We start from the raw sequence: 9,061 nt of genomic DNA on the forward strand, positions 1-9,061 counted from the left end.
CTCATCGCCGGCACCCGCACATCCTCAAGGATCACGGTGCGGGTGGGCGAGCCCTTGATCCCGAGTTTCTTCTCCGGCTTGCCGAAGCTAACGCCAGGGTCAGCCTTCTCCACCACGAACGCCGAGATGCCGCGGGCGCCTCGCCCCTGGTCGGTCACGGCCATCACCGTGTAGTAGTCCGAGACCCCGGCGTTGGTGATCCACATCTTGGTGCCGTTGAGCACCCAGCGGTCGCCCTTCAGTTCGGCGCGCAGTTTCATGCTCACCACGTCGGAGCCGGCGTTCGGCTCCGACATCGCCAGGGCGCCGATATGGTCGCCCGAGATCAGCTTCGGCAGGTACTTGGCTTTTTGCTCGGCGTTGCCGTTGCGCTTGATCTGGTTGACGCACAGGTTCGAGTGGGCACCGTACGACAGGCCGACCGAGGCCGACGCGCGCGAGATTTCTTCCATAGCGATGATGTGCGCCAGGTAACCCATGCCGCTGCCGCCGTATTCTTCCTCAGCAGTGATGCCGAGCAGGCCGAGGTCGCCCATTTTTTTCCACAGGTCCATGGGGAACTGGTCGCTGCGGTCGATTTCCGCGGCGCGCGGGGTGATCTCCACTGCGGCGAATTCCTGGATGGCACTGCGCAGTGCGGCGATGTCTTCGCCATGGTCGAACGTCAAGCCGGGTAAATGGATCATGTTGTCTCCTTCGTTATTCTTGCAAGTTGTTTAATGTATGGGGGAGGAATTCAGGGCGCGACGTGGTCGCTCAGCTCGCCGCTGCTGAGCAGGCGCCGGCATTCGTCTTCGTGGGCGGTGATTTCCGCCAACGTCACTTCGATGTCTTCGCGCTGCTGCTCCAGGTGTTCGCGATGGCGCGCCAGCACCTGCAGGAACAGTTCCAGCTGGGGCGCCGAATCCTTGGGCGAATCGTACATGTCGACCAGGCTCTTGATTTCCGACAAGGTCAATCCCAGCCGCTTGCCGCGCAGGGTCAGCTTGAGGCGGGTGCGCTCGCGGCCGGCATACACCCGGTTGCGGCCGCCGGCGCCATCCCGTTTCGGGCTTAGCAAACCCTGGTCCTCATAGAAACGGATCGCCCTCGGGGTAATGTCGAATTCGCGGGCAAGTTCAGTGATGGTGTAAGTCGGCATGGTCGGGTTGGCAGAGCAAGAAATGCTGGTTTAGGTACAATGGCAGTTAACGTTAACGTAAAGCACATTGTAGGCGCGCTGGCGGAAAATGAAAACACCGAAAAACTACTGGTGTTACCAAAAAAGAAAGAATATCGCGATGAACCCACTTGAAGCCCAGCTCAGCTATGCCTTCGGCGACACCCTGCCTGCCGGCGGCGCCACCCTCGAAGTCGCACCCGGCGTGCGCTGGCTGCGCATGGGCTTGCCGTTCGCGCTGGACCATATCAATTTATGGCTGCTGGAAGACAGCGTCGAGACCGACGACGGCATCCGGCACGGCTGGACCATCGTCGACTGCGGCATCGCCAACGACGCCACGCGCGCTGCCTGGGATGCCATTTTTGCAAGTGAACTGCGCGGCCTGCCGGTACTGCGGGTGCTGGTCACCCATTGCCATCCGGACCATGTCGGCCTGGCCGACTGGCTGTGCACGCGCTGGCAGGCGCCGCTGTGGATGAGCGGCGGCGAGTATTTCTCGGCGCGCATCATGTCGGCGGCGCTGCCCGGCGCCGACGGCAGCGCGACGCTGCCGCACTTCCAGCAGCACGGCATGCGCGATCCCGAGGTCATCGCCAAGGTATCTCAGCGCAAGTCCTACTATCCATCGATGGTGCCGGCGGTGCCGCAGGCCTACCACCGGCTGGCCGACCGCCAGCAGCTGCGCATAGGCAAACATCAATGGCAGGTGATCACCGGCTTCGGCCATGCGCCTGAGCACGTGGCGCTGCATTGCGCCGGGCTGGACCTGCTGATTTCGGGCGATATGGTGCTGCCGCGGATTTCCACCAATGTCTCGGTATTTGCGATCGAGCCGGAATCGAACCCAGTGCAGCAATACATGGATTCGCTGGAAAAATACCGCGCGCTGCCGGCCACAACCTTAGTGCTACCGTCGCATGGCAAGCCGTTCCGCGGCCTGCAGATCCGCATCGACCAGCTGCAGCAGCATCACCGCGAGCGGCTGGCCGAGGTGGTGGAAGCCTGCACGGCGGCGCCGCAGTCGGCCAGCGACATCGTGCCGATCATGTTCCGCCGGCCGCTGGATGCGCACCAGATGACTTTCGCCCTGGGCGAGGCGCTGGCGCATCTGCACAAGCTGTGGTTTGACGGCGTATTGAAACGGCGGCTGGATACCGACCAGGTCTACCGCTTCAGTATCGCGTAATTACTGCTGTATCGCCGCCACGATCATCGCCACCGCCAGCATCAGGCTGCCGGCAACGCGGTCGGTAATCCGCACAAAACTCGGGCGGGTGGCAACCGTCTGCATCTTTCCCGCCAGGGCGGCGTAACCGACCAGGATAAAGAATTCCGGAATGATCGAACCAGCCGCCAGCCAGATCATCTGCAGCGGCACATTGGCGGCCGGATTGAGGAACTGCGGCAGGATGGCGATGAAAAAAATCAGCGCCTTGGGATTGGCCAGCTGCAAGGTCAGGCCGCCGAACCAGATTTTCCAGCCGGAGGCGTTGCGGCTGTCCAGCTTGGACGCGGTGATCGGCGAAGGCCGGCCGAATATCGCCGATAAACCGAGATACGCCAAGTAAGCCACGCCCAGCCATTTGACCACGCTGAACAAAGTATGCGAAGCAACGATCAGGGCGCCCAGCCCGGTCGCCGAAATGGTGAAATAGATCGCATTGGCGGCGAGTATGCCCAGGATGGCGAAAATCGCCTTCTTCCAGCCGACCGTGATGCCGTAAGCCACCACCAGCATGACCGCCGGCCCCGGCGACGCCGACAGTGCAAACTCAGTCAGCACGAATAAGAAAAAATTGTGAAAGTCCATGATGTCTGATCAGTCTGCGGTTTTGCGCGGCCTCATTTGCGTGCCTTATGCGGCGCCTTGGAAAATGCCAGGTCGTACAGCCAGTTCGGCAACAGCCGCAGCAGCTTGGCGACTACCCCCATCTGCCACGGGATCACCTGGTAGCTGCTGCCGCGCGCCACCGCGGCGCCGGTCCTGGCAGCGAATTGCTCCACCGGCATCAGGAACGGCATCTTGTAATGGTTGGCCTGGGTCATCGGCGTATCGATATAACCCGGAACGATGGTGACTACCTTGATGCCGCTGGCCCGCAGTTCTACCCGCAACGATTCGCAGTAGCTGATCACCGCTGCCTTTGAGCCGCTGTAAGCGCCCGCTCCGGGCAAACCGCGGATGCCGGCCACGCTGCCGACGCCGACTAGCCGCAAACCGGTTTGCCCGGCCTGGGCCTGGCGTTTCATGGTGGCGATAAACGGTGTAAAGGTGGCCACCGTAGCCAGCACGTTGGTGGCAAATACATGTTCAAACACCTGCTGGTCTTCGGCATATTCGGTCAAGGTGCCTTGCGAAATCCCGGCGCTGGCAATCACCACGTCGACACCGTCGCCGGCGGCGATGAAATCTGCGGCTGCCGCAGTCAATGCGGCATGATCGTTGACATCGAGCGCATACAGGCGGTGCCGTTCGGGATGCGGCAAGCTTGCCAGCAACTGCTCCAGCACCGCCTGGCGCCGGGCTACCAGCCCCAGCGTTGCGCCCTGCCCTGCATAAAACCGCGCCAGCGCGGCGCCGATGCCGCTGGAAGCGCCGGTGATGAACACACGTTGCATGGAAAGTCCTTTCGATAAAAAAGCCCGCCCTCTTGCGAGCGGCGGACTTTTCAATACTGCCGGCCGTGATGGCCTGCTTGCTTGTTTCTTGTTTGTTTCTTGCTTACTTCTTGCCTGCAGCGGCCTTGGCCACCAGGCTGTCCATCACTTGCAAGGTCGACTTGAACAAAGCCGGCTCGCTGTCGCCGGCGCCAGGAGTGGCGCTGACGATCGATGGCGAGGTGACATAACGGCCGTCGACTATCAGCGTCGGCACGCCGTCTATCTTGTAGGCGGTTTGCAGCTGGGTCGCGCGCGTCACCTTGGTTTGCACGGCGAAGGAATTGTACACATCGAGGAACTTGGCTTTGTCGAGGCCTTGCTTGGCCGCGAAATCGGCGACGGCGGCGTCTGTATCGAGACGCTGGCGCTGGGCGTGGATCGCGTTAAAGACTTTCTTGTGCATCTCAGGCAACTTGCCCATGGCTTCCAGCGTGTAGTACAGTTTTTTCTGCACTACATACGGCGATTTCTTCGGATCGCCATTCGGGTCGCCAAAGTCGACCGGCACCCGCTTGAGGGAAATCTTGTCGCCCTGCTTGGCGATCCATTCTTCCAGCGTCGGCTCGAGCGCGTTGCAATGCGGGCAGAAGTAACCGAAAAACTCCGTCACTTCCACTTTCTTGCCAAGGCCGCTATCGGTCGGCTGCGGGTTGTCGAGAACTTTGTATTCCGCGCCTGCCACCGGATTGGCAGGCGATGCGCCGGCGCTGGCGGCCAGCAGGCCGAAACTCAGACTAAGGCCGGCGATAGCCAAGGCTTTTTGAAAAAAACGCATGAATTATCCTTTTTTTAAAATTGTGAAAGCCAACAATGTACAAAACAGGGGCCGGGAGCCGTGGCCCTGTTCCTCATCAATCAAAAACACACCCTTATTTTGCCGCGCGCACCACTGCAGCATTGACGCCGTTATCTGACAACTTGCCGCGTATCCGGTTCATTGTTTCGAGCTGATTGAACGGGCCCACCCGCACCCGGTACAGGGAACCGGTATCGGCCTGGCGCTCGCTGATCTTGGCTTCGAAACCCATCAAGGCCAGGCGCGCTTTTGCGCTTTCGGCTTCGGTCTGTTCGCGGAAGGCGCCGACTTGCAGGAAATAGATCCAGTTGTCGTCAGCCGCTGTCGCCTTGCTCTTGGCTTCGGCGATGTCGCCAGCCACTTTCTTGGTCTTGTCGGCGGTGGATTTGTCGACCACAGGGGCCGACTTGTCCTGCGCCTTGGCGACCAGCGCGTCCAGCTTCTTCTCCGCAGCCACATTAGGCGGCACACCGTCGGCGCTCGGCGGCGGCGGAGTAAATGCCTTGGCGGCTTCCTTCGCTGCATCCTTGTTGCCGTAGAGCGATTTGTTCGGGTCCGGCAGCTGGTCCGGGCTCGACGGCGCCGGTGCGGGCGTAGCCGCGGGGGTCGTGATGGCGTCCGGCGCTTTGTCGGTCTTTGCTGTCTTGTTGGTGAACGGCGTCGGCGTCTTGGTGATCATGATCGCCACCACGACCGCAATCGCCAGTCCGATGATCAGGCCGAAAATCAGGCCCAGTAAGGTACCGCCAGCTTGTTTCTTGTTAAGTTTGCTCATACTTCCCCAATGACATCCTGGTTACTGACCGTCTCCGGCAACGGCTGCCGGAGATCGCCTATTGTAGATTTACATGCGGGCCGGTGCCGATACGCCGATCAGCGCCAGGCCGTTGCGCAACACCTGGCGGGTTGCGTACATCAAGGCCAGGCGCGCCATCTTCAGCGCCTCGTCGTCCACCAGGACCCGCTCAGCATTGTAGTAGCTATGCAGCTCGCCCGCCAAATCGCGCAGGTAAAACGCCACCTGGTGCGGCCCCAGCTCTTCCAGCGCGTGCTGCAGCATGTCCGGATATTCCGCCAGCTTGGCCAGCAGGCTGGCTTCGCGCGGCGCGGTCAGCGGGCTCAGGTCGACCGCGGCCAGGCTGGCTTCGTCGCCGGTCCATTGCGCCAGCACCGAACAGATACGGGCGTGGGCGTATTGCACGTAATAGACCGGGTTTTCGTCGGACTTGGCCAGGGCGAGGTCGACATCGAACACGAATTCGGTATCGGCCTTGCGCGAGATCAGGAAAAAGCGCACCGCGTCGCGGCCGCGGGTCAGGTCGCGCGGGCTGTCTTGTACGTCACCTTGTGCGCCGTCCGCAGCGCTGTCTTCGCCGGCCGACCATTCGATCAGGTCGCGCAAGGTCACGTAGGAACCGGCGCGCTTGGATATCTTCACTTCCTCGCCGTTCTTCATCACCGTCACCATCTTGTGCAGCACGTAGTCCGGATAACCTTGCGGGATGCCGAGGTTGACCGCCTGCAGGCCGGCGCGCACGCGGGCGATGGTGCCGTGGTGGTCGCTACCCTGGACGTTGATGACCTTGCCGAAACCGCGCTGCCACTTGACCACGTGGTAGGCGACGTCGGGCACAAAGTAGGTGTAGGTGCCGTCGGTCTTCTTCATGACGCGGTCTTTGTCGTCGCCGTAGTCGGTGGTGCGCAGCCACAGGGCGCCATCCAGCTCGTAGGTGACGCCAGCGGCTTTCAGCGCGTCGACCGCAGCGTTGACCTTGCCATCCTTGTACAGCGAAGTTTCCAGGTAATAATTATCAAACTTGACGCCGAAGGCCAGCAAATCCAGGTCCTGCTCGCGGCGCAGGTAAGTGACGGCGAATTTGCGCACCGATTCGATATCGCTGATATCGCCGCTGGCGGTTACCGGCTCGCCGTCGCTGGCGACCACTGTCTTCTGGGTCAGGAAATCCTTTGCGATATCGACAATATAGTCGCCGTTGTAGGCCGTTTCAGGCCATTCGGCGTCGCCCGGCTTGAAACCGTTGGCGCGCGCCTGCACCGAAGTCGCCAGCGTAGCGATCTGGACACCGGCGTCGTTATAGTAAAACTCGCGGGTGACGTCGAAACCTTGAACTTCAAACAGCGCCGACAAGGCATCGCCGAGCGCGCCCTGGCGGCCGTGGCCAACGTGCAAAGGGCCGGTCGGATTGGCCGAGACAAACTCGACCAGTACTTTTTTACCAGCGCCGAGCTGGCTTTTGCCGTATTCGGCCGCCTCTTGCAGCACGGTCTTGACCACTTGCTGCTTGGCTGCCGCCGTCAGGCGCAGGTTGATGAAACCCGGGCCGGCGATCTCGGCGCTTTCGATCAGCTTGCCTTCTGCGGCGCCGGCCATCACGGCCGCCACCAGGGCTTGCGCCAGTTCACGCGGGTTCTTTTTCAGCGGCTTGGCCAGTTGCATGGCGATATTGCAAGCGACATCGCCGTGCGAAGGATCGCGCGGACGCTCCAGCGTCACCGTCGGCTGCAGCTCGCTGCCGGCGATAATGGGCTGCAAGGCAGCGTTGAAAAGGTCGATGATCTGTTGTTTCTGTGGTGCAAGCATAGGATATGTAGTCAGTAATACTGGATTAATGCGAAAAATCTGTGAATCGGATCTACGAAGCCGGCCAATCTATCGGACAGTTCCAGGCAATCTTGATTATTCCCGATTATACCGGCTTGGCATAGCAATCTTCACCCGCGTTGCCCGGGCAAGCTACGGAATCGCCTAAATCCTGCCGCCCGCTGCAAGCATCAAAAACTGCTGCTAAGATGCTCCGTCCTGGTCGCACGAGAGTCCGGCCGCATCGATTTTGCCTTGCTTATTTAATTACAGGAACCTTCATGACCCAATCCACACCACGCGTCGCCGACCATCCAGCCCACCCGCAATTCCTCAGCCGCTGGTCGCCGCGCGCCTACGCCAGCGACGAGATTTCCGAACAGGAATTGCTGACCATCCTGGAAGCGGCACGCTGGGCGCCGTCGTCCTACAACTCGCAGCCTTGGCGCTTCGTCTTCGCCCGCCGCGGCACGCCGCACTGGACCAAGCTGCTGGGCCTGCTTAACGAATTCAACCGCAGCTGGGCGGAAAATGCATCGGCGCTGGTGATCGTGTTGTCGAAAACCACATTTGCGCCACCGGGCAGCACTGAAGAAGTGGCTATGCCAACCCATTCTTTCGACGCCGGCTCGGCCTGGGGTTACCTGGCGCTGCAAGCCAGTCTGTCCGGCTGGCATGCGCATGGCATGGCTGGTTTCGACAAGGAAAAGACACGTACTGAATTGGGCGTACCGGCCAATTTTGCGATTGAAGCGGCGGTAGCCATCGGCAAGATCGGCGACAAGGCGATGCTGCCGGAAGGTTTGCGTTCGAAGGAAGAGCCTAGTCCGCGGTTGCCTTTGCAGGCTTTGGTTTCTGAGGGGACTTTCAAAGCGTAAAGCCGTGTGCATCTGCTCCTTTTTTAAGGAGCAAGATTTCGATGCGGGTTAGCGGCCGGAGCGGAGCTGCTAACCCGCATTTTTATTTATGACGGCTGCAGATTTCTGGAAATTGCTCGGGTCTCATAACCTGCTCGTGAAAATCCATTCATTTGTCAATCGCATCGAACCCTTTTATAACCTCAACAGATTTAATCATTTCGACTGCTTGTTGCCTGGTGAGGAATTTATAAGGGAGTGCTAAATTGATACTTACCCAAATGCCCTTGTTGAAAATTTTGCCGTCAATTCTTGTGATCGGTTCGGTTTTCTCTTCTTCCTCTTCGGCAGAGGTTTTTGCCAAAAATTTCGACTTGAATTTCCCCGAGTCGATACGGATATATTTTTCTGCAGAGTCACTCACGAAAATTTGCTTGGTATGCAATAACTGATTCCAGGTGCCGTCTTTGTCATTTTTTGTGCTTTGATAAGGATACGGTTTTTTATTGCCCACGGTATCAATGTGGATGCTCCCGCCAAAATAATAGCCAGAATAGTCTGGATTGTTTTTGTCCTGCCAGAATGTGCAGGTTTCCAAACCCTCCCTGACAAAATTGGCAATGTCTGGTGGAAAATCAACTCTAATTTCTGCGCCATTACAAGTCAGATTTCTGGCTTCTGCCTGTGCGACGGAGAGCACCGCCAGTAGGACCAACAATCCCCATCCCAAACTAGGCGCATTGATTGATCTCAGTTCCATGGATTTCTTCTAGACAAAAAAATTTTAGCTCCAATAGCTAAGGTATTTCACGAAAATTTAATATATAGTTTTTGTAGTCCTGCAAGTTTTGCTTTCCTGTTTTCGATTTCGGCACGCAATACATTGTAATGAAAGAATTCTTCTGCCCTCCGGCTGCAATATTCAAACAATCTAGAGTTAGCGAGAAAAAATCTGACTTATTTTTCACGTTCTGCTTCTTAGG

The 9,061-nt window shown here is 58.9% G+C and carries 11 protein-coding genes; 2 read left to right on the plus strand and 9 right to left on the minus strand.

The features are described 5' to 3' along the window. On the minus strand, positions 1 to 686 hold a 686-nt coding region (locus JWQ61_RS12735; RefSeq protein ID WP_304360857.1), incomplete at its 3' end, for an acyl-CoA dehydrogenase family protein. A 50-nt stretch (positions 687 to 736) separates the two neighbouring features. Further along, entirely contained in the window at positions 737 to 1,141 is a 405-nt protein-coding gene (locus JWQ61_RS12740) for a MerR family DNA-binding transcriptional regulator (RefSeq protein ID WP_014008243.1), read from the minus strand. 139 nt (positions 1,142 to 1,280) lie between these two features. Between JWQ61_RS12740 and JWQ61_RS12745 the strand changes: the two genes are divergently transcribed. Beyond that, the gene (locus JWQ61_RS12745) at positions 1,281 to 2,348 is read left to right on the plus strand and encodes an MBL fold metallo-hydrolase (RefSeq protein ID WP_304360858.1); all 1,068 of its coding nucleotides are present in this window, start codon (positions 1,281 to 1,283) and stop codon (positions 2,346 to 2,348) included. On the opposite strand, the gene JWQ61_RS12750 is transcribed toward JWQ61_RS12745, so the two are convergent. The 5 genes from JWQ61_RS12750 to argS form a co-directional block, all read right to left on the minus strand. Beyond that, a complete protein-coding gene (locus tag JWQ61_RS12750) occupies positions 2,349 to 2,972 on the minus strand; it encodes a LysE family translocator (protein ID WP_304360859.1) in 624 nt (207 codons plus the stop codon). It lies immediately after the preceding gene. 32 nt (positions 2,973 to 3,004) lie between these two features. Then, positions 3,005 to 3,781: an SDR family oxidoreductase gene (locus JWQ61_RS12755; protein WP_304360860.1), complete on the minus strand. Its 777-nt coding sequence runs from the start codon at positions 3,779 to 3,781 to the stop codon at positions 3,005 to 3,007. A 103-nt stretch (positions 3,782 to 3,884) separates the two neighbouring features. Continuing rightward, the gene (locus JWQ61_RS12760) at positions 3,885 to 4,598 is read right to left on the minus strand and encodes a thiol:disulfide interchange protein DsbA/DsbL (protein ID WP_304360861.1); all 714 of its coding nucleotides are present in this window, start codon (positions 4,596 to 4,598) and stop codon (positions 3,885 to 3,887) included. A gap of 94 nt (positions 4,599 to 4,692) precedes the next feature. Then, positions 4,693 to 5,394, minus strand: a complete 702-nt coding sequence (locus tag JWQ61_RS12765) for an SPOR domain-containing protein (RefSeq protein WP_304360862.1) — start codon at positions 5,392 to 5,394, stop codon at positions 4,693 to 4,695. A gap of 69 nt (positions 5,395 to 5,463) precedes the next feature. Then, positions 5,464 to 7,221 (minus strand): arginine--tRNA ligase, encoded by a 1,758-nt coding sequence (argS, locus tag JWQ61_RS12770; protein WP_304360863.1) that lies wholly within the window; start codon positions 7,219 to 7,221, stop codon positions 5,464 to 5,466. A 281-nt stretch (positions 7,222 to 7,502) separates the two neighbouring features. Here argS and JWQ61_RS12775 point away from each other — a divergent pair, with 281 nt between their 5' ends. Further along, positions 7,503 to 8,099, plus strand: a complete 597-nt coding sequence (locus JWQ61_RS12775) for a nitroreductase family protein (protein WP_061542000.1) — start codon at positions 7,503 to 7,505, stop codon at positions 8,097 to 8,099. Between the two features lie 148 nt (positions 8,100 to 8,247). On the opposite strand, the gene JWQ61_RS12780 is transcribed toward JWQ61_RS12775, so the two are convergent. Together JWQ61_RS12780 and JWQ61_RS12785 are read right to left on the minus strand one after the other, a co-directional pair. Continuing rightward, positions 8,248 to 8,838, minus strand: coding sequence for a hypothetical protein (locus tag JWQ61_RS12780; RefSeq protein ID WP_304360864.1), 591 nt, complete (start codon positions 8,836 to 8,838; stop codon positions 8,248 to 8,250). A 37-nt stretch (positions 8,839 to 8,875) separates the two neighbouring features. Further along, the coding region (locus JWQ61_RS12785; RefSeq protein WP_304360865.1) for a hypothetical protein at positions 8,876 to 9,061 on the minus strand (186 nt) is incomplete at its 5' end.

The organism is Collimonas fungivorans (assembly GCF_028292705.1).
GTDB lineage: Bacteria > Pseudomonadota > Gammaproteobacteria > Burkholderiales > Burkholderiaceae_D > Collimonas > Collimonas fungivorans_B.